The sequence below is a fragment of the Pseudomonas sp. FP603 genome (assembly GCF_030687415.1).
Lineage (GTDB): Bacteria > Pseudomonadota > Gammaproteobacteria > Pseudomonadales > Pseudomonadaceae > Aquipseudomonas > Aquipseudomonas wuhanensis.
Map to the genome: position 1 here is coordinate 6,168,766 of NZ_CP117431.1, position 18,771 is coordinate 6,187,536.

The following is an 18,771-nucleotide window of genomic DNA, read 5'->3' on the forward strand; positions in this document are numbered from 1 at the left end:
GAAAACCATGGTGACGACGCCAGCCCCGAATGAAATCGGGACTGGATCAAGCCGCGGGTGGTTTTCACAGAGGCTGCTAGCCGCCGGACTTCTTCGCTTTGAAACCGTGTTTGATCAGTTCGGCCAAGAGTAGCTCGACATGATCGCCCTGGATTTCGATGATCCCGTCTTTTAACGCCCCACCGGTCCCGCAACGTTTCTTCAACGTGGTGGCCAGTTCCTTGAGCGCGTCTTCGGCCAACGGCACGCCGGTGATGGTGGTCACCGTCTTGCCGCCACGGCCCTTGCTTTCGCGACGCACGCGAGCGATGCCGTCGCCGGCCGGGATAACGGTTTGTTTGCAGATGCAGGCATCCACCGGTTGACTGCAATCCGGGCAATGACGACCTGCGTCGGTGGAAAATACCAGGCCACCAAGGGCGGCGAAGGATGCGGCTTTTTTGGCCACCGGCAATCCTCTTGGGAGGACAAAGACTGGTCGTGGCAGATGCCATCGACCGCGAAGCCCCACTCAGGCAGGGGCAGCGCTACTGAGCCGGGCACTGCCGGTTCAGTTTGAAAAGGTCGCGCAGTGTAACGGCAAAAACGCCGATTGCTAAGAGCCAATCGGCGCCAATTTACAGCTCTTTTGCGACGTCATCCCCTTGGGCACGAAGATAGCGCTTCAACGCCGCCAGAGAGTCCGGGCAATACGGCTTTTGCTGGATTTCCAGCAGAACCTGATCGATCGAGATAAAGCGCGCTTCCAGCACTTCTTCCGGCTGCAGGATCAACGGTCCGTCCCACACCGCCGAAAATGCCGAACACCAGAGCCGATTGCCGGTGTCCTCGAAGAAAAAGTGATCATGGGCAGTCAGTTCCACACCGCTCACGCCCAGCTCTTCTTCCAGCTCACGGGCCGCCGATTCGGCGTAAGTCTCGGTGGCCAGCACCATGCCGCCGGCCGCCACGTCCCAGTAACCGGGGTATATCGCTTTGCTCAGGGTGCGCCGGTGCACGCACAGTTCACCGGCAGAATTGAACAGCATGATGTAGGTGCCGCGCCCGATCAGCTCGCGTTCGCGCAGCTCGGAGCGGACCAGAGCGCCGAGCAGGTTGTCCTGCTCGTCGACCCAGGCGATCTGTTCGGCATCGGAGGCCGCACGATGGGCGGCCTCACGCATGTCATCGACGGAGCTATCGACCATGACTCAGCCCTGATTGAGCAGTTGACGCAAATCGATCACCGCGGCGTTGGCCCGGGAGATGTAATTGGCCATGACCAGCGAGTGGTTGGCCAACACACCAAAGCCGCTGCCATTGAGGATCATCGGGCTCCAGACCGGTTCTTGCGAGGCTTCCAGTTCACGAATGATCTGGCGCACGCTGACCGTGGCGTTCTTCTTCGCCAGCACATCGGCGAAATCGACTTCGATAGCACGCAGCAAGTGGGACAACGCCCAGGCCTGACCGCGGGCTTCGTAGAACACGTTATCGATCTGCAGCCACGGGGTTTCGACGACTTCTTCGTCAACCTGCGGCACCTGGCCGAGGGCCGGGACTTCAGTCTTCAGTGCGGTGTTGAGCTTGACCCGGCCAACACTGGCCGACAGCCGTTGCGACAGCGAACCCAGACGGGTTCCCACATCACCCAGCCAGTTGTTCAGGTTGTCGGCGCGGGCATAGAACAGCGCGCTTTTCTGGTCAGGCCCCGACAGACGCGCCTGATAACGACTCAGGGAATTGATGCCTTCCTGATACTCGGACTCACTGGATGGCAGCACCCAGCTTTTGTTGTCGAAGTTGAAACGCGGCTCGGCCTTGGCCAGGTCGGCGTCTTCGGTGGACTGCGACTGCGAGCGGGCGAAGTCTTTACGCAGCGCACGGCTCAGGTCGCGGACCTGGACCAGCACGCCATATTCCCAGCTCGGCGTATTATCCATCCACAGGCCCGGCGGGAAACGGTCGTTGGAAATATAGCCGCCCGGTTTGGTCAGCAAGGTGCCGGCAACGGTCTTGAGGGTTTCCACCGTGGTGTACCCGACCACCATCTGCTTGCCTTCTTTCTCGGCCGCCACCTGGGCATTCTGCTGAACCGGGAACAGCGCCGGCTCCTGGCTCCAGTACCAGCCCAGCGCGATCGCCACCAACAGGTAAAGAACAATCAGAGTAGCCAGCGCCCGGCTGAACAACAGGCCGCCAAAATAACTGCGGGTGGCCGATTTCGGTTCAGCGGCACGCTCAGGCGCGCTGCCTGTGCGGTTCTTCCAGTCCAGCATGGCGGTATCCTTTCAATCACTTGAGTTCATCGGTTCGACCACAACCCTACGCCATCGTGCGTCATTTGCCCGCATTAAATCCGGCGGGACACAGCGAACCACACAATGACTGCAGTCGAGTCGACACTATAAATGAAGCACAGCGTTGAGCCTATGCGACCAGTCGGTCAGAAACTGAATGAAGTCGCTTTGCAGATTATTGACATACGACACTCATGCAATCGGAAAGAGGTGCTAGCATAGAGCCACCAGTCGATCTCAGCATGCACCCTAACTAGTAGTCAGGATATGACCGAGCCAGAAGACCCCAGCCGTGAGCGCCTCAAGCACCACTTTGCCCAGCGGGTAATTCATCAGGCACGTCAGATTCTTGAGATATGGCAACGCCTGCAGCGCAACGAATGGTCCACCACCGACTTGTCGGAATTGAGTGAAGCTAATCTGCGCCTGCTGCGCTTTGCCGAACGTTTCGAACAACCGGAACATACCCAGCTGGCGCGCCACATTGGCCAGTCGCTGGAAGCGGTGGACGCCAACCGCGGACGTCTGAGCAGCGGACTGATCACTGACCTCAATCGCCTGATGCAGCGTCTGTCCCGCACCGGCCTGCGCCATGGCGACCAGCTCGAACAAACCTTCCTGCCGCCGCTGCGCAAACCGATCTACGTGATGTTGCAGGATCACGACCGGGCCGAGCGGCTGGCCAAGCAACTTGAATTCTTCGGGCTCAGCGCTCAATCCCTCGACAGTGTCGCCGCGTTCCGCTCCTCAATGGTCGAGCGGTTGCCGGCGGCGATTGTCATGGACGTTGACTTCAGTGGCGCCGGCATCGGCCTGAAACTGGCGGCCGAAGCCCAGGAAGGCCTCGATCAGCCCTTGCCACTGTTGTTTTTCAGCCTGCACGAAACCGATACTCCGACCCGCCTCGCCGCCGTGCGGGCCGGTGGCCAGGAATTTCTCACCGGCACCCTCGAAGCCTCGAGCCTGTTGGAAAAGATCGAAGTCCTGACCTGTGTCGCCCAGTACGAACCTTATAAAGTGCTGATCATCGACGACTCCCGCGCCCAGGCCTTGCACACCGAACGCCTGCTCAATAGCGCAGGGATCGTCACGCGGACCTTGATCGAACCGATCCAGGCCATGGCCGAACTGGCGGACTTCCAGCCGGACCTGATCATCCTCGACATGTACATGCCGGCCTGCACCGGTACTGAATTGGCCAAGGTGATCCGCCATAACGACCGCTATGTCAGCGTACCGATCATTTATCTGTCGGCCGAAGACGACCTGGACAAGCAGCTCGACGCCATGAGCGAGGGTGGCGACGACTTCCTGACCAAGCCGATCAAGCCACGGCACCTGATCACCACCGTACGCAACCGCGCGGCGCGGGCGCGCAATCTGAAAGCACGGATGGTGCGTGACAGCCTGACCGGTTTGTACAACCACACCCACATTCTGCAATTGCTCGAAGACTGTTCATTCCGCGCCCGGCGCGAAAACAAGCCGCTGAGCTTTGCGATGCTCGACATCGACCACTTCAAACGGGTCAACGACAGTCACGGCCATCCCATGGGCGACCGGGTGATCAAGAGCCTGGCGCTGTTCCTCAAGCAACGGTTGCGCAAGACCGACTTCATTGGCCGCTACGGCGGTGAAGAGTTCGCCATCGTCATGCCGGACACGGATATCGAATCGGCCTACAAGGTGCTCGATGAAATCCGTCAGCGCTTTGCCGAAATTCATTACCCGGCTCAGCCTCAGGATCTCTGGTGCACCTTCAGCGCCGGCGTCGTCGAACTGCGCGAAGACTCTGACAGCCTGCTGATGGCCAGTCAGGCAGACGAAGCGCTGTACCGCGCCAAAGACGCCGGACGCAACCGCGTGCAAGCCGCGCGGGAGTCAAAGCAAAGTGCCACTTTTTCATCGGAATCGACCCATTCGGTCATAACCCTGTAACAGAAACGCAATAAGTTCAGGCGCTTACCATTCTGCCGTTGGTAGATCACGATGCGCCTGAAGCTGTTGACCAATCTCAATACCCTCCTTCTGGTCGCCGTGTGCGTGGCCCTTGGCGCCACGCTCTGGTGGTCGCAAAAAGCCCTGGAACGCCCTTATCTGTTGATGGAGCGTTACTTGGGTCTGTCTCAGCAGTTTCAAAATGAAGTGGCGCGCAACGTCGAGAATTACCTGGCCAGCGGCGATGCCCTGCGCCTGAGCAACGCCAGCCAGGCCATCGGCAGCCTGCAAAAGGAGCTCGGTGAGTTGCCGCCGGCATTGGCTGACACCTTGCGCCCGAGCCTGACGAATCTGGATGAATTCAGCAAAACTGATCTGTTGGCCGCCGGCAAACTCGCTGGCGACCCGCAAGCATTGCTGCTGCAAGCCGAACGCGAACTCGGCGCCAGCCTGGATCAACTCAGCCAATACGCCAGCGGCAACGCGGCGTACCTGACGCCTTTACTCACTGCGTCCCAACACTTGGGCAAACTGTCCCTGGCTCGGGACAAACTGGTCAGCAGTGGTCGCAGCGAACTGGCCGCCGATGTTGAACGCGAAGTCGCTAACATCCGCACTCAAGCCGAGCAACTGGACGCTTTACCGCTGCTGGGTGTGACCGCCAGCACCGAATCAAACACCGATGATTTCGCCGCGATGATGGGGCTGGAGAACACCGAAAAAGCCGTCGCCGAAGATGCCGGCGTCGGCCTCAAGCGTGAATTCAACAGCCTGCTCACCCGCTACCCTTCGGAACTGGCGCGCACCCGCGAACAGATTCAGAAACGCGCCGACCTCAGCACCGCGACGCACTTGAAAATCGCCGCCGTGCAGCAGTCCATCGCCGGGCTGGAACCGGTAGTGCGTGCCCAGCACGGGCAGATCCAGGGCGAAGTGCGGCTGATACAGGGAGTGATGATCGGGCTGATCCTGCTGATCGCCTTGCTCATCGATACCTTGCAGCGACGCCTGGCCCGAACGCTGACCAACCTCGCCCCGGCGCTGTCGACCTGGGCCGAAGGTGACTTCAGCCGCGACATTCAACTGGGCGCGACCAACCGCGAACTGCATGACATTCAAGCCTCGCTCAATCGCTTGCGCGCCTATCTGGTCGACCTGGTGGGCACCATTCGCCTCAACGCCGAGCAAGTCGCCGGCAGTAGCCGAACGTTGGCCGAATTAAGCAATGACCTGCACAGCGGCGCCGAGCATCAGGCCGGCGACACAGCACTGATCCGAGACTCTCTCGGCGAACTCGAGGCGACGATTCAACAAGTCGCCGGTGATGCCAGCCAGGCCGCGGACGCCAGTCGTCATGCAGGGCTGGCGGTGGAACATGGTCAGAAGGTCATCGGCCTGAGCCTCACCGGGCTGCATGCGCTGGTGGGTGAAGTGCAAGGCAATGCGCAGATGATCGAACATCTGGCCGAGGAGTCGGCGACCATCGGCGGCGTGCTGACGGTAATTCGTTCGATTGCTGACCAGACCAACCTGCTGGCCCTGAACGCCGCCATCGAAGCGGCCCGCGCCGGGGAAATGGGCCGAGGGTTTGCGGTAGTGGCCGAAGAGGTTCGCTCACTGGCACAACGCACCGCCGGGGCCACCGCCGAGATCCAGACGCTGATCGCCGGCCTGCAAACCGCCGCGCGGCAATCGGTCGAAGGCATGCGCGCTCAGGTCGAACACGCCGAAGCCACGGCCAATCAGGCCCAGGCGGCCGACGGTGCGCTGGATAAAATCGTCGGGGCGATCCAGACCATTTCCGACACAGCGGTGCGCATCGCTGATGTCACCGCCCAGCAGAGCGGCGCTGTCAGCGAAATCCGCGATCACAGTGAGCGGATTCACCAATTGGGTGGGGATAACTTGCTGCGCATCGGCGAAGGACGTGAACAAGGGGAGAATTTGTTGGTGCTGGGTGGGCGGTTGCATACAGCCGTTCAGGCCTTTCGGGTCTAAGGACTGCGAGCCCGAACGCAACTAACGATCTGGACTGTCGCCGCCTAAGCCCTTGTATGAAAACTCCTATTTAAGCCATGCGATGGTTTTTAGTCGTCGTTTTGATGCTAGGGTTTAGCGCTTCAATTAATCGAGCGCGCAACAGGAGTGCCCCGTGATAGTTCCGCCTTCGCCCCCTGGCGTATCTGTGGAGGAAAACATGGCAGTTGCCTTCCATAAGAAAAAAGTTTTGAAAGAGGGATCCGCATTCATTTACTCCTGGTTCTATACCCAGGTCAGAAATCGCGGCCCTTGGGATTACAAAAAAATGTCTCCTGACTATGAGGCTTTCGGTAATTTCAATTACGGCGCGGCCGGGATCGCTGCGAGATTTTCCGAAAATGTCCTGTTACGTGCCGCCGGTGTTGCCCAGACGCAGGCAAAAACGACAAAAGTAGAATTCGGAAGCTGGTGGAGCGAGGCTCCTTTTGGCGATGATCCTGCGGATCAGGAATGGATCAAAAAAGGAGTCAGGTATGCCCGGTTCAGGAACTACTAAAAAAACCGCATACACAATCGTCACCTCCTGCCTGCTGGCGGTATGCCTGGTTTACATCAGCTGGACCTGGCTTATGTCTTCCAGCGCCCCGGTGCTGACCGATGTAGTACTCAAACTACCCCTTGGCGAAAATGGTTTCGTCTACGGTGTCAAGGATGATCGAGGCGGAGCAACAGTGCCGTTCAGCTATCGATACTATGTCTATCGCGAACTGACATCCGATGAACAAATAGCGTCTGAACTCAAGACTGCCGGTCCGTTTCTCGTCACCCGAGATCCAGCCATAAAGATTGATGTGCAAGGCTCAGTCATCAATGTATCGACCAATCAGGAAGTCTATGAGTATCACAGCAGCACGCTGTTTCGGCATACCAACAGCCCCCAATACACCCCTGTAACAATCAACTTGTGCAACCATTCCAGCGATCAATCAACAAAGTAAGCTAGACGCTGCCCATCGGAGCGACCAGAAAAACCGTCATGATCCGATAGCACGGGACGGTCCCTATATACAGCCGTTCAGGCCTTCCGCGCCTGACAAACCGCCATCGCGGGCAAGCCCGCTCCCACAGGTTATGCGCTGGCCTTGTGGGAGCGGGCTTGCCCGCGATGGCGTCAGAACAACCACCGCAAGAGGCCCCGTCCTGCACACCCCGTCGCCGTCCGCTATCATGCCCTCACTTTCGATATGCGAGATTGTCATGCGCCGTTTGCTTTGCCTGCTGATTTTAGTGCTCGCCCTGCCGGCCTCCGCCGCCGGGTTGCTGGACAGTCGACCCAGTTCCACCTTGGGTTCGATCAATAACAGCGTCGACTTCCTGCCGGTGCGCGAAGCCTTTCAGTTGAGCCTGGTAGAAAGCACGCCGCAATCGATCAAGCTGCGTTTCGTCGCCACCGAGGGTTACTACCTCTATCGCCATCGCTTCCAGTTTCGCGCCGAACCGGCTGACGTTGGCCTCAGTGCGGCGCAACTGCCCAAGGGCGAACAAAAGCACGATGAGTTCTTCGGCGATGTCGAGGTTTACCGCGGGATTCTCGATATAGATCTGCCGCGCACCGATTCACGCGCCTTTACGCTGGCAGTGACCTATCAGGGCTGCGCCGACAAAGGCCTGTGTTATCCGCCCGAGACCGAGCGCCTGACTATTGACGGCAGTGGCGCCGCGACCTCAGCCTGGAGCTGGCGCGAACTGGCGCTGTTTTTCCTCGCAGGTGTTGGCCTTACCTTCACCCCCTGCGTGCTGCCGATGCTGCCAATCCTCTCCGGGGTGGTCCTGCGCGGTCAGGTCGGTGGTTTACGCGGCTTCAACCTGTCGCTGGCTTATGTGCTGCCGATGGCCGTGTGTTTCGCCCTGCTCGGTGCCTTGATGGGAATGTTCGGCGCACAGCTCAATCTTCAGGCGCGTTTGCAATCGGCCTGGGTGCTGGTGCCGTTCGCGATGTTTTTCGCGGTGTTTGCCCTGGCCATGTTTGGCGTATTCGAACTGAAACTCCCCCATGCCATCAGCAGCCGCCTGGACCGGATTGCCGGGCGCACCGAGGGTGGTTCGTTGTGGGGCGCGGCGGTGCTGGGCGTGGTGTCGAGCCTGCTGGTTTCGCCGTGTGTATCGGCACCACTGGCCGGCGCGCTGCTGTACATCAGCGCCAGTGGCGATGCGCTGGGCGGCGGATTGAAATTGTTCATGCTCGGCCTGGGCATGGGTGCGCCGCTGTTGCTGGTGGCGACCGGTGGCGCGGCCTGGTTGCCGAAAAGCGGCCCGTGGCTGATCTACGTGAAAAACGCGATCGGGGTACTGCTGCTTGGGCTGGCGATTGCTTTGCTCAGTCGGGTATTGCCGGGCCAGATCACCTTGCTGTTGATCGGCTTGCTCGCCGGCGGCGTCGGGTTATTTATGGGCGCGCTGGAATTTGTCTATAAACCGCCGAGAAAACGCCTGGGACAATTGCTCGGGATGCTCCTGCTGTTTTATGCCCTGGCTTGTTGGTATGGCGCGTTCAGTGGCCAGACCGACCCGTTCAACCCTATTGGCCAGCCGCGCATTGTCGTAAGCAACGACCAACCGCAAATCGTCGGCAATTGGCAAACCATCACCACGCCAGCGGAACTGGACCGCGTCCTCGCCGAAGCCAAATCCTCCGGCACGCCGCTGCTGCTCGACTGGTACGCCGACTGGTGCATCAGTTGCAAAGTCATCGAACACGAAGTTCTCAACGATGCCAATGTCGTCGAACGCCTCAAAGGCTATCGTTTGATCCGTTTTGACATCACCGCCAGCAACGCCGAACAACGTGCCCTGCTCGATCGCTACAAGCTATTCGGTCCTCCGGCGCTGATGTTTTTTGGCAAAGATGGCGTCGAACGTGCCGATGTGCGGGTGATCGGTGAGATCAGCGCGAAAAACTTCGCCGAACGTGTTGCGAAAGCAAATGACCGGATTTAATTACCCGGTCACATATTTCGCGTAAACATCGGCCATCGTGCTGGCTATTGCATAGAACTGGACAGTCACAAAGGCTTTGCGGCATAGTCGCCGGGTTCTGACAATTGCACACAGATGACAAAGGAGCAGCAGATGGCGACCCTATTGGTTTTACACGGCCCCAACCTGAACCTGCTCGGCACCCGGGAACCGGGCGTCTACGGTGCAACCACCCTGGCGCAGATCAATCAGGATCTGGAACAGCGGGCGCGCACTGCCGGCCACCATTTGCTCTATCTGCAAAGCAACGCCGAGTACGAATTGATCGATCGCATCCACGCTGCTCGCGGCGAAGGTGTGGACTTCATTCTGATCAATCCAGCAGCTTTTACGCATACAAGTGTCGCATTACGTGACGCGCTGCTGGCAGTGAGCATCCCATTCATCGAAGTGCATTTGTCTAACGTGCACAAACGCGAACCTTTCCGCCATCACTCTTACTTCTCCGACGTTGCGGTGGGAGTGATCTGCGGCCTTGGCGCCAGCGGTTATCGACTGGCTCTGGAGGCCGCCCTAGAGCAGCTTGAAAGACCGGCAACAGCTTGAACAACAAGCGTAACGCCCCTGACCGACCCTTGGGAGTTGATGATTCATGGATATCCGTAAAGTTAAGAAACTGATCGAATTGCTGGAAGAGTCCGGTATCGACGAGCTCGAGATCAAGGAAGGCGAAGAGTCCGTACGCATCAGCCGTCACAGCAAGACGCCGGCTCAGCAGTACTACGCTCCCGCGCCTATGCATGCTCCGGCGCCTGCGCCTGTTGCTGCTGCTCCGGTTGCCGCCGCGGCTCCTGCTGCTCCGGCTGCCCCAACACTGAACGGCAACGTTGCACGTTCGCCGATGGTCGGTACTTTCTATCGCAAATCCTCGCCGTCCTCGCCGTCCTTCGTTGAAGTCGGCCAGACCGTGAAGAAAGGCGACACTCTGTGCATCGTCGAAGCCATGAAGATGATGAACCACATCGAAGCTGAAGCCAGCGGTGTGATCGAATCCATCCTCGTCGAAGACGGCCAGCCGGTTGAGTACGACCAACCGCTGTTCACCATCGTTTGAACCGCGGAGAAACTTTGATGACTGCGAAGTTGGAAAAAGTTCTGATCGCCAACCGCGGTGAGATCGCCCTGCGGATTCTGCGTGCCTGCAAAGAGATGGGCATCAAGACTGTCGCCGTTTACTCCAAGGCCGACAAAGAGCTGATGCACTTGGGCCTGGCAGACGAATCTGTCTGCATCGGTCCGGCCGCGGCCGCGCACTCTTACCTGCACATTCCGGCCATCATCGCCGCCGCTGAAGTGACTGGCGCTACCGCCATCCACCCAGGCTACGGCTTCCTTGCGGAAAACGCCGACTTTGCCGAACAGGTCGAGAACTCCGGCTTCGCGTTCATTGGCCCGAAAGCCGAGACCATCCGCCTGATGGGCGACAAGGTATCGGCCAAGCACGCCATGATCGCTGCCGGCGTGCCGACCGTTCCGGGTTCCGACGGCCCACTGCCTGAAGACGAAGAAACCGCTCTGCGCATCGGTCGCGAAGTCGGTTACCCAGTGATCATCAAAGCCGCTGGCGGCGGCGGTGGTCGCGGCATGCGCGTGGTGCACAAAGAAGAAGACCTGATCTCTTCGGCGAAACTGACCCGTTCCGAAGCGGGCGCAGCGTTCGGCAACCCGATGGTCTACCTGGAAAAATTCCTGACCAACCCACGTCACGTGGAAGTTCAGGTGCTTTCTGACGGTCAGGGCCACGCCATCCATCTGGGCGACCGCGACTGCTCGCTGCAACGTCGTCACCAGAAGGTTCTCGAAGAAGCGCCGGCACCGGGCATCGACGAGAACGCGCGCGAGGAAGTCCTCGCCCGCTGCGTCAAGGCGTGCATCGACATCGGCTACCGTGGCGCCGGCACCTTCGAGTTCCTGTACGAGAACGGCCACTTCTACTTCATCGAGATGAACACTCGTGTCCAGGTAGAGCACCCGGTTTCGGAAATGGTCACCGGCATCGACATCGTCAAGGAGATGCTCAGCATCGCCGCCGGCAACAAGCTGTCGTTCACCCAGGATGATGTAGTCATCCGCGGTCACGCGCTGGAATGCCGGATCAACGCCGAAGACCCAAAAACGTTCATGCCTAGCCCAGGCACGGTCAAGCATTTCCACGCGCCAGGCGGCAACGGCGTTCGCGTCGATTCGCACCTGTACAGTGGTTATGCCGTTCCGCCGAACTACGATTCGTTGATCGGCAAGCTGATCACCTACGGCGCAACCCGTGACGAAGCCATGGCGCGCATGCGCAATGCGCTGGACGAAATCGTTGTCGACGGGATCAAGACCAACATCCCGCTGCACCGCGACCTGGTCCGTGATGAAGGCTTCTGCAAAGGTGGAATCAACATCCACTACCTGGAACACAAGCTGGCTGGCGAAAAGCATTAAGCTGTGATCCATACCAACAAAGCCGCCTTCGAGCGGCTTTGTTGTTTCTGGGGATTTCATCAAGCAATACACTCACCCCCTGTGGGAGCGGGCTTGCTCGCGAAGACGGCACATCCAACATTGATGTGACTGAGACAGACCGCTTTCGCGAGCAAGCCCGCTCCCACAGATACAGTGGACTCCCACAAAACCTCCGCTCTCGCGTAAACTTGCGCGCTTCTCGCAGCCCGCTAGGCTGCAATCTATATTTTTCAAAGGTGCCCGCCATGCCTTGGCTGCAAGTCCGTCTCGCCATCAGCCCAGAACAAGCCGAAACCTACGAAGACGCTTTCCTTGAAGTGGGCGCCGTATCGGTGACTTTCATGGACGCCGAAGATCAGCCGATTTTCGAGCCGGAACTCAACACCACCCCGCTATGGTCGCACACTCACCTGTTGGCCTTGTTCGAAGGTGGCACCGAAGCCGCCAGCGTACTGGCCCACCTCGAGTTGCTGACCGGCAGCCCGTTGCCCGAGCATCACAGCGAAGTCATCGAAGACCAGGACTGGGAACGTAGCTGGATGGATGGCTTCCAGCCGATGCGTTTCGGCCAGCGCCTGTGGATTGTCCCGAGCTGGCACGCCGCGCCTGAGCCTGACGCGGTGAATCTGCTGCTGGACCCGGGCCTGGCGTTCGGCACCGGCACTCATCCGACCACCGCGCTGTGCCTGGAATGGCTCGATGGCCAGGACTTGAAAGACTGCAACGTGCTGGATTTCGGCTGCGGCTCGGGGATTCTGGCGATTGCCGCCCTGTTGCTGGGCGCCAAGCAAGCCGTCGGCACCGACATCGACGTGCAGGCGCTGGAAGCCTCCCGCGACAATGCGGGGCGCAACAACATTGCTGACGAACTCTTCCCGCTGTATCTGCCGCAAGACCTGCCACAGGTTCAGGCCGACGTGCTGGTGGCCAACATTCTTGCCGGCCCGCTGGTTTCGCTGGCGCCGCAACTGTCCAGCCTGGTCAAGCCGGGCGGTCGTTTGGCGCTGTCGGGCATCCTCGCCGAACAAGGTGAGGAAGTCGCCGCAGCCTACGCCCAGGACTTCGATCTGGACCCGATAGCCAATCGCGACGGCTGGGTACGCATTACTGGCCGTCGGCGCTAGAATGAGCGCCTGCATAAACCGGATTGCCGCATGACCGACAGCTTCGTCACCCAGTGCCCGCATTGCCAAACCAGCTTCCGCGTCAGCCATGCTCAGTTGAGCGCGGCCCGTGGAGTGGTTCGTTGCGGCTCGTGCTTGCAGGTGTTCAACGCCGCCAAGCAATTACTCGAGCAGCGGGCCGGCAAGGAGACGGTCAAACCGGTTGCCCCGGCGCCCGTCGAACCGCCCGCGCAGCGAGCCATCAGCCAAAAAGCAATGGACCGCTGCCGAAATGGATCTGGACAGCCTGGATCTCGACCAAGAGCTCGCCCGGCTCGAACAGCGGGAAATCCAGCCAACAACGGAATTCACTCGGCCCCGCGAAGACAGCCTCAGCGCTCGCCGCGATACCACCGAGCACGAGCAGGAGCCCTGGTCCGACAGCCTCTTCAGTGAATCGGCCGCCGATCGCGCACAAACCGTCGACGCGCCCACTCCAGAACCGACGATCGAGCCGAGCAAACACTCGCGCACCGAGCCTTCGCTGTCGCTGAAGCCCGCGGATCTGGACGACGAGCCCGAGATCCAACAGCTACGCCTGCACGACCCGCTCGACGCCCCGATCCCCTTCGGCAGCCTGTCGGCGACTCCCGATGAAGTCGACGACCTGCCCTCGGTCGAGCCCCTGCGCAAGCGACGCGAACGCAGCGCACCGACCCTGCGCGCGGAAGAGCTGGAGGACCTGACCGACGACCCGTTGCAACTGGACTGGCAAAAACGTCGCTCCCCCTGGGGTCGGCGCTTTTTCTGGCTGCTGCTGATCCTGCTCGGAGCCGCCGGCCTCGCCGGTCAATACGTCGCCTACCACTTCGACGAACTGGCGCGCCAGGACCAGTACCGTCCGTGGTTCCAGCAACTGTGCCCGCACATCGGCTGCACCGTGCCATCCAAAGTCGACATCGCGAAAGTCAAAAGCAGCAATCTGGTGGTCCGCAGCCACCCGGACTTCAACGGCGCCCTGGTGGTCGATGCCATCATCTACAACCGTGCGCCCTTCTCCCAGCCCTTCCCGCTGCTGGAGCTGCGTTTTGCAGACCTCAACGGCCACCTGATCGCCAGCCGTCGCTTCAAGCCCGGCGAGTACCTTAACGGCGACCTCGAAGGCCTGGCGGAAATGCCGCCGCAAACGCCGATCCACATCGCGCTGGACATTCTCGACCCAGGCCCCAAAGCGGTGAACTACAGCCTGAGCTTCCACTCGCCCGAGTGAAACGGCTCATCGTTACAGGCTTGACGGCAGATTTCTGACTTTACCCGTTCAAACCAAACCGCTGGCGATAACAGAATAACTGTTCAGATTTTGTTCAATTCAGCCTTTATCCAGTCATCGAGAGCGGGTATCATGCCAACCCTTTTTCGAACTCTCATGATCCGGCCCCACAACAGGGAAGTCCTATGTCGGCGGTACGCATCGGTCCATATACATTGCACAACGGCTTGATCCTCGCCCCCATGGCGGGCGTCACCGACCAGCCCTTTCGTCAGCTGTGCAAACGATTGGGCGCAGGACTTGTAGTCTCGGAAATGGTCACCAGCGACATGAGCTTGTGGAACACCCGCAAATCGCGGATGCGCATGATCCACGAAGGCGATCCCGAGCCCCGCTCGGTACAGATCGCAGGTGGAGATGCGCAGATGCTGGCGGATGCGGCCCGGGCCAACGTTGAACTGGGCGCACAGATTATTGATATCAACATGGGCTGTCCGGCGAAGAAGGTCTGCAACAAGGCCGCCGGCTCCGCTCTGTTGAAAGATGAAGCATTGGTGACCGAGATCCTGCAGGCCGTGGTGGCTGCGGTCGATGTGCCGGTCACCCTGAAGATCCGCACCGGCTGGGACCGGGCGAACAAGAACGGCCTGACCGTGGCGAAGATCGCCGAACAGGCAGGCATTACGGCGTTGGCGGTGCATGGCCGCACCCGTGCAGATCTGTACACCGGTGAAGCCGAGTACGACACCATTGCCGCGATCAAGCAGGCGGTGTCGATTCCGGTCTTCGCCAACGGCGATATCGATTCGCCCGAGAAGGCCCGGTACGTGCTTGACGCGACCGGTGCCGATGGCCTGTTGGTGGGTCGGGCAGCCCAAGGGCAGCCATGGATTTTTCGTGAGATCGACCATTATCTGCGTACCGGCGAAAAACTCCCGGCACCGGAGCTGGTCGAGGTGGAACGTATTCTGCTTGAGCATCTGGCTGCGCTGCATGCCTTCTATGGCGACGTCATGGGCGTGCGCATAGCTCGCAAGCATGTGGGCTGGTATCTCGCAACCTTGCCGGGCGCCAGGGAGTTTCGCGCCCACTTCAATCGTTTGGAAGATACGGAAGCACAATGCGCCTACGTTCGGGCCTTCTTCGCCGAACGCTACAAGAGCCTGACAGGGGACGGAGAAGGGGTGGCTGCATGACGATGATGACCGAGACTTTAGTGAGTGGAACAACACCCGTGAGCGACAACGTGAATTTGAAACAGCACCTCAATACGCCGAGCGAAGAAGGTCAGACCCTTCGCGGGAGTGTCGAGAAGGCGCTGCACAATTATTTCGCCCACCTTGAGGGCGCTGCCGTCACGGATGTGTACAACCTGGTGCTCTCCGAAGTTGAGGCTCCCCTGCTCGAATGCGTGATGAACTACGTCAAGGGCAACCAGACCAAGGCCAGTGAGCTGCTCGGACTGAACCGGGGCACCCTGCGCAAGAAACTCAAGCAGTACGATTTGCTGTAAGCATTCAATCAAACCAGAAAGGCGCCCGCGTAAAACCGGTCGCCTTTTTTGCTGACTCCTTTGCTTTTGATGGAAATTGAGATGACCGACCAGACCACCCGCCTGCCGATCCGCCGCGCCTTGATCAGCGTTTCCGACAAGACCGGGATCCTTGAATTCGCCAAAGAACTCGAAGCCCTGGGCGTCGAGATCCTCTCCACCGGCGGGACGTTCAAGCTGCTGCGCGACAACGGCGTTGCCGCAGTGGAAGTCGCGGATTACACCGGTTTCGCAGAAATGATGGACGGTCGGGTGAAAACCCTGCACCCGAAAATCCACGGTGGGATCCTCGGTCGTCGCGGTATCGACGACGCCATCATGAGCGAACACGGCATCAAGCCAATCGATCTGGTCGCGGTCAATCTGTACCCGTTCGAAGCCACCATCAACAAGCCAGGCTGCGACCTGCCGACCGCGATCGAGAACATCGATATCGGCGGCCCGACCATGGTCCGTTCGGCAGCCAAGAACCACAAAGACGTCGCCATCGTGGTGAATGCCAGCGATTACGCCAACGTTCTGGAAAGCCTCAAGGCTGGCGGCCTGACCTACGCTCAGCGTTTCGACCTGATGCTCAAGGCCTTCGAACACACCGCCGCCTACGACGGCATGATCGCCAACTACATGGGCACCGTGAACCAGGCGGCTGAAACCCTCAGCACTGAAGGTCGCAGCGAATTCCCGCGCACTTTCAACAGCCAGTTCATCAAGGCCCAGGAAATGCGCTACGGCGAGAACCCGCACCAGAGCGCGGCGTTCTACGTTGAAGCCAAGCCTGCCGAAGTCGGCATCGCCACCGCGACCCAACTGCAAGGCAAAGAGCTGTCGTACAACAACGTGGCCGACACAGACGCCGCGCTGGAATGCGTGAAAAGCTTCGTCAAGCCGGCCTGCGTGATCGTCAAGCACGCCAACCCGTGCGGCGTGGCCGTGAGCCCGGACGCCGAAGGCGGCATCCGTCAGGCCTACGAACTGGCCTACGCCACCGACACCGAGTCGGCGTTCGGCGGCATCATCGCGTTCAACCGCGAGCTGGATGCTGAAACCGCCAAGGCCATCGTCGAGCGTCAGTTCGTCGAAGTGATCATCGCCCCTAGCGTCAGCGAAGAAGCTCGCGCCATCGTGGCTGCGAAAGCCAACGTACGCCTGCTGGCCTGTGGCGAGTGGTCGGCTGATCGCGCTCCGGCCTGGGATTACAAACGCGTCAACGGCGGTTTGCTGGTGCAGAGCCGTGACATCGGCATGATCGGCAGCGAAGACCTGAAAGTGGTGACCAAACGCGCGCCGACCGAACAGGAAATCAACGACCTGATCTTCGCCTGGAAAGTCGCCAAGTACGTCAAGTCCAACGCCATCGTCTACGCCAAGAACCGTCAGACCATCGGTGTCGGCGCCGGCCAGATGAGCCGCGTGAACTCCGCGCGTATCGCCGCGATCAAGGCTGAACACGCCGGCTTGCAGGTGCAGGGCGCGGTCATGGCATCGGACGCGTTCTTCCCGTTCCGTGACGGCATCGACAATGCGGCCAAGGTCGGTATCACTGCGGTGATCCAGCCAGGTGGCTCGATGCGTGATAACGAAGTGATTGCCGCAGCCGACGAAGCGGGCATCGCGATGGTGTTCACCGGCATGCGCCACTTCCGTCACTAAGTACGACGATCAACTGTGGGCACTGGCTTATGTGGGAGCTGGCTTGCCTGCGATGCAGGCAACTCGGTGCTTCAGTCATACCGAGTTGATGCCATCGCAGGCAAGCCAGCTCCCACAGTAAAGCGGCCCGACAAGTTCTCCAGAATTAGCGTCATCCGAGGTTTTTTGAAATGAATGTTTTGATCATTGGCAGCGGTGGCCGTGAACACGCCCTGGCATGGAAAGTGGCTCAGGATCCGCGCGTGCAGAAAGTTTTCGTTGCCCCGGGCAACGCCGGCACCGCCATTGAAGCCAAGTGCGAGAACGTCGCTATCGACGTTCTCGCACTTGAGCAGCTGGCTGACTTTGCCGAGAAGAACGTTTCCCTGACCATCGTCGGCCCGGAAGTACCGCTGGTCGCCGGTGTCGTCGATCTGTTCCGCTCCCGTGGCCTGGATTGCTTCGGCCCGACCGCTGGCGCTGCTCAGCTGGAAGGTTCGAAAGCCTTCACTAAAGACTTCCTGGCTCGCCACAAGATCCCGACCGCTGACTACCAGAACTTCACCGAGATCGAGCCGGCCCTGGCTTATCTGCGTGAAAAAGGCGCACCGATCGTGATCAAGGCCGATGGCCTGGCCGCCGGTAAAGGCGTGATCGTGGCCATGACCCTGGGCGAAGCAGAAGACGCGGTGCGCGACATGCTCGCAGGCAACGCGTTTGGCGACGCCGGCTCCCGCGTGGTGATCGAAGAATTCCTGGACGGCGAAGAAGCCAGCTTCATCGTCATGGTCGACGGCAAGAACGTATTGCCGATGGCCACCAGCCAGGACCACAAACGCGTCGGCGACGGCGACACCGGCCCGAACACCGGCGGCATGGGCGCTTACTCCCCGGCCCCGGTCGTCACGGCCGAAGTCCATCAGCGGGTCATGGACCTGGTGATCTGGCCGACCGTGCGTGGCATGGCCGAGGAAGGTAACGTCTACACCGGTTTCCTCTATGCCGGCCTGATGATCGACAAGGCGGGTAACCCAAAAGTTATCGAGTTCAATTGCCGTTTCGGCGACCCTGAGACCCAACCGGTGATGCTGCGTTTGCAGTCGAGCCTGGTGTTGCTGGTCGAAGCGGCCCTGGCGCAAGCGCTGGACAAGGTCGAAGCACAATGGGATCCACGTCCGAGCGTCGGCATCGTATTGGCCGCTGGCGGTTACCCGGGTGACTACGCCAAAGGCGTTGCCATCAACGGCCTGGATGCAGCCGCGGCACTGGAAGGCAAAGTCTTCCATGCCGGTACTGCGCTCAAGGACGGTCAGGTGGTGACCGCCGGTGGTCGGGTGCTGTGCGCAACCGCCATGGGCACCAGTGTCGATACAGCCCAGCAGCAAGCTTACAAACTGGCAGCTAAAATCGACTGGGAAGGCTGCTTCTACCGCAAGGACATTGGCTACCGCGCCATTGCCCGCGAGCGTGGCGAGAATCAGGAATAAGCCATCCATTCGGCCAGGCAAGGGCTTGCGACCCTTGCCTGACTAT

General features: G+C 59.9%; 16 protein-coding genes and 1 pseudogene. 14 read left to right on the top strand and 3 right to left on the bottom strand.

Annotated elements, in window-relative coordinates; all coding sequences use genetic code 11:
* Positions 1 to 76 precede the first annotated feature (76 nt).
* The 3 genes from PSH65_RS28535 to PSH65_RS28545 all read right to left on the bottom strand — a co-directional run bounded on the left by PSH65_RS28535 (position 77) and on the right by PSH65_RS28545 (position 2,258).
* Positions 77 to 448, bottom strand: coding sequence for a translation initiation factor Sui1 (locus PSH65_RS28535; protein WP_095052966.1), 372 nt, complete (start codon positions 446 to 448; stop codon positions 77 to 79).
* A gap of 169 nt (positions 449 to 617) precedes the next feature.
* Complete coding sequence (locus PSH65_RS28540) at positions 618 to 1,187, bottom strand: NUDIX hydrolase (protein WP_305423782.1); 570 nt, start codon at positions 1,185 to 1,187, stop codon at positions 618 to 620.
* A gap of 3 nt (positions 1,188 to 1,190) precedes the next feature.
* A complete protein-coding gene (locus PSH65_RS28545) occupies positions 1,191 to 2,258 on the bottom strand; it encodes a DUF2333 family protein (RefSeq protein WP_305423783.1) in 1,068 nt (355 codons plus the stop codon).
* A 288-nt stretch (positions 2,259 to 2,546) separates the two neighbouring features.
* Between PSH65_RS28545 and gcbA the strand changes: the two genes are divergently transcribed.
* The 14 genes and pseudogenes from gcbA (at position 2,547) to purD (ending at position 18,725) form a co-directional block, all read left to right on the top strand.
* Positions 2,547 to 4,217, top strand: a complete 1,671-nt coding sequence (gene gcbA, locus PSH65_RS28550; protein ID WP_305423785.1) for a diguanylate cyclase GcbA — start codon at positions 2,547 to 2,549, stop codon at positions 4,215 to 4,217.
* Between the two features lie 954 nt (positions 4,218 to 5,171).
* The gene (locus tag PSH65_RS31980) at positions 5,172 to 6,215 is read left to right on the top strand and encodes a methyl-accepting chemotaxis protein (protein WP_370694721.1); all 1,044 of its coding nucleotides are present in this window, start codon (positions 5,172 to 5,174) and stop codon (positions 6,213 to 6,215) included.
* Positions 6,216 to 6,414: 199 nt separating this feature from the next.
* Positions 6,415 to 6,753: a polymorphic toxin type 44 domain-containing protein gene (locus tag PSH65_RS28560; protein ID WP_305423788.1), complete on the top strand. Its 339-nt coding sequence runs from the start codon at positions 6,415 to 6,417 to the stop codon at positions 6,751 to 6,753.
* Entirely contained in the window at positions 6,731 to 7,195 is a 465-nt protein-coding gene (locus PSH65_RS28565) for a hypothetical protein (RefSeq protein ID WP_305423789.1), read from the top strand. Before PSH65_RS28560 ends, PSH65_RS28565 begins: the two co-directional genes overlap by 23 nt.
* Positions 7,196 to 7,454: 259 nt before the next feature.
* Complete coding sequence (locus PSH65_RS28570; RefSeq protein ID WP_305423791.1) at positions 7,455 to 9,194, top strand: protein-disulfide reductase DsbD; 1,740 nt, start codon at positions 7,455 to 7,457, stop codon at positions 9,192 to 9,194.
* Between the two features lie 132 nt (positions 9,195 to 9,326).
* Positions 9,327 to 9,779, top strand: coding sequence for a type II 3-dehydroquinate dehydratase (gene aroQ, locus PSH65_RS28575; RefSeq protein ID WP_305423792.1), 453 nt, complete (start codon positions 9,327 to 9,329; stop codon positions 9,777 to 9,779).
* 46 nt (positions 9,780 to 9,825) lie between these two features.
* Positions 9,826 to 10,287: an acetyl-CoA carboxylase biotin carboxyl carrier protein gene (accB, locus tag PSH65_RS28580; RefSeq protein ID WP_007907430.1), complete on the top strand. Its 462-nt coding sequence runs from the start codon at positions 9,826 to 9,828 to the stop codon at positions 10,285 to 10,287.
* Between the two features lie 17 nt (positions 10,288 to 10,304).
* The gene (gene accC, locus PSH65_RS28585) at positions 10,305 to 11,663 is read left to right on the top strand and encodes an acetyl-CoA carboxylase biotin carboxylase subunit (RefSeq protein WP_305423793.1); all 1,359 of its coding nucleotides are present in this window, start codon (positions 10,305 to 10,307) and stop codon (positions 11,661 to 11,663) included.
* 266 nt (positions 11,664 to 11,929) lie between these two features.
* Complete coding sequence (gene prmA, locus PSH65_RS28590) at positions 11,930 to 12,808, top strand: 50S ribosomal protein L11 methyltransferase (RefSeq protein ID WP_052965847.1); 879 nt, start codon at positions 11,930 to 11,932, stop codon at positions 12,806 to 12,808.
* A gap of 30 nt (positions 12,809 to 12,838) precedes the next feature.
* A pseudogene (locus PSH65_RS28595) lies at positions 12,839 to 14,057 on the top strand (DUF3426 domain-containing protein).
* Positions 14,058 to 14,242: 185 nt separating this feature from the next.
* Positions 14,243 to 15,253, top strand: a complete 1,011-nt coding sequence (gene dusB / locus PSH65_RS28600; RefSeq protein WP_305423795.1) for a tRNA dihydrouridine synthase DusB — start codon at positions 14,243 to 14,245, stop codon at positions 15,251 to 15,253.
* Positions 15,250 to 15,570, top strand: coding sequence for a DNA-binding transcriptional regulator Fis (gene fis / locus PSH65_RS28605; protein ID WP_007907419.1), 321 nt, complete (start codon positions 15,250 to 15,252; stop codon positions 15,568 to 15,570). Before dusB ends, fis begins: the two co-directional genes overlap by 4 nt.
* 81 nt (positions 15,571 to 15,651) lie before the next feature.
* Positions 15,652 to 17,259 (top strand): bifunctional phosphoribosylaminoimidazolecarboxamide formyltransferase/IMP cyclohydrolase, encoded by a 1,608-nt coding sequence (gene purH / locus PSH65_RS28610; RefSeq protein ID WP_305423796.1) that lies wholly within the window; start codon positions 15,652 to 15,654, stop codon positions 17,257 to 17,259.
* 170 nt (positions 17,260 to 17,429) lie between these two features.
* Positions 17,430 to 18,725, top strand: coding sequence for a phosphoribosylamine--glycine ligase (gene purD, locus PSH65_RS28615; RefSeq protein ID WP_305423797.1), 1,296 nt, complete (start codon positions 17,430 to 17,432; stop codon positions 18,723 to 18,725).
* Positions 18,726 to 18,771 lie beyond the last annotated feature (46 nt).

What these genes read in the sequence shown, in the direction of transcription:
- PSH65_RS28540 (WP_305423782.1), bottom strand. Translation starts at nt 1,187, where the DNA reads ATGGTCGATAGCTCCGTCGATGACATGCGTGAGGCCGCCCATCGTGCG.
- PSH65_RS28545 (WP_305423783.1), bottom strand. Translation starts at nt 2,258, where the DNA reads ATGCTGGACTGGAAGAACCGCACAGGCAGCGCGCCTGAGCGTGCCGCT.
- gcbA (WP_305423785.1), top strand. Translation starts at nt 2,547, where the DNA reads ATGACCGAGCCAGAAGACCCCAGCCGTGAGCGCCTCAAGCACCACTTT.
- PSH65_RS31980 (WP_370694721.1), top strand. Translation starts at nt 5,172, where the DNA reads ATGATCGGGCTGATCCTGCTGATCGCCTTGCTCATCGATACCTTGCAG.
- PSH65_RS28560 (WP_305423788.1), top strand. Translation starts at nt 6,415, where the DNA reads ATGGCAGTTGCCTTCCATAAGAAAAAAGTTTTGAAAGAGGGATCCGCA.
- PSH65_RS28565 (WP_305423789.1), top strand. Translation starts at nt 6,731, where the DNA reads ATGCCCGGTTCAGGAACTACTAAAAAAACCGCATACACAATCGTCACC.
- PSH65_RS28570 (WP_305423791.1), top strand. Translation starts at nt 7,455, where the DNA reads ATGCGCCGTTTGCTTTGCCTGCTGATTTTAGTGCTCGCCCTGCCGGCC.
- aroQ (WP_305423792.1), top strand. Translation starts at nt 9,327, where the DNA reads ATGGCGACCCTATTGGTTTTACACGGCCCCAACCTGAACCTGCTCGGC.
- accB (WP_007907430.1), top strand. Translation starts at nt 9,826, where the DNA reads ATGGATATCCGTAAAGTTAAGAAACTGATCGAATTGCTGGAAGAGTCC.
- accC (WP_305423793.1), top strand. Translation starts at nt 10,305, where the DNA reads ATGACTGCGAAGTTGGAAAAAGTTCTGATCGCCAACCGCGGTGAGATC.
- prmA (WP_052965847.1), top strand. Translation starts at nt 11,930, where the DNA reads ATGCCTTGGCTGCAAGTCCGTCTCGCCATCAGCCCAGAACAAGCCGAA.
- dusB (WP_305423795.1), top strand. Translation starts at nt 14,243, where the DNA reads ATGTCGGCGGTACGCATCGGTCCATATACATTGCACAACGGCTTGATC.
- fis (WP_007907419.1), top strand. Translation starts at nt 15,250, where the DNA reads ATGACGATGATGACCGAGACTTTAGTGAGTGGAACAACACCCGTGAGC.
- purH (WP_305423796.1), top strand. Translation starts at nt 15,652, where the DNA reads ATGACCGACCAGACCACCCGCCTGCCGATCCGCCGCGCCTTGATCAGC.
- purD (WP_305423797.1), top strand. Translation starts at nt 17,430, where the DNA reads ATGAATGTTTTGATCATTGGCAGCGGTGGCCGTGAACACGCCCTGGCA.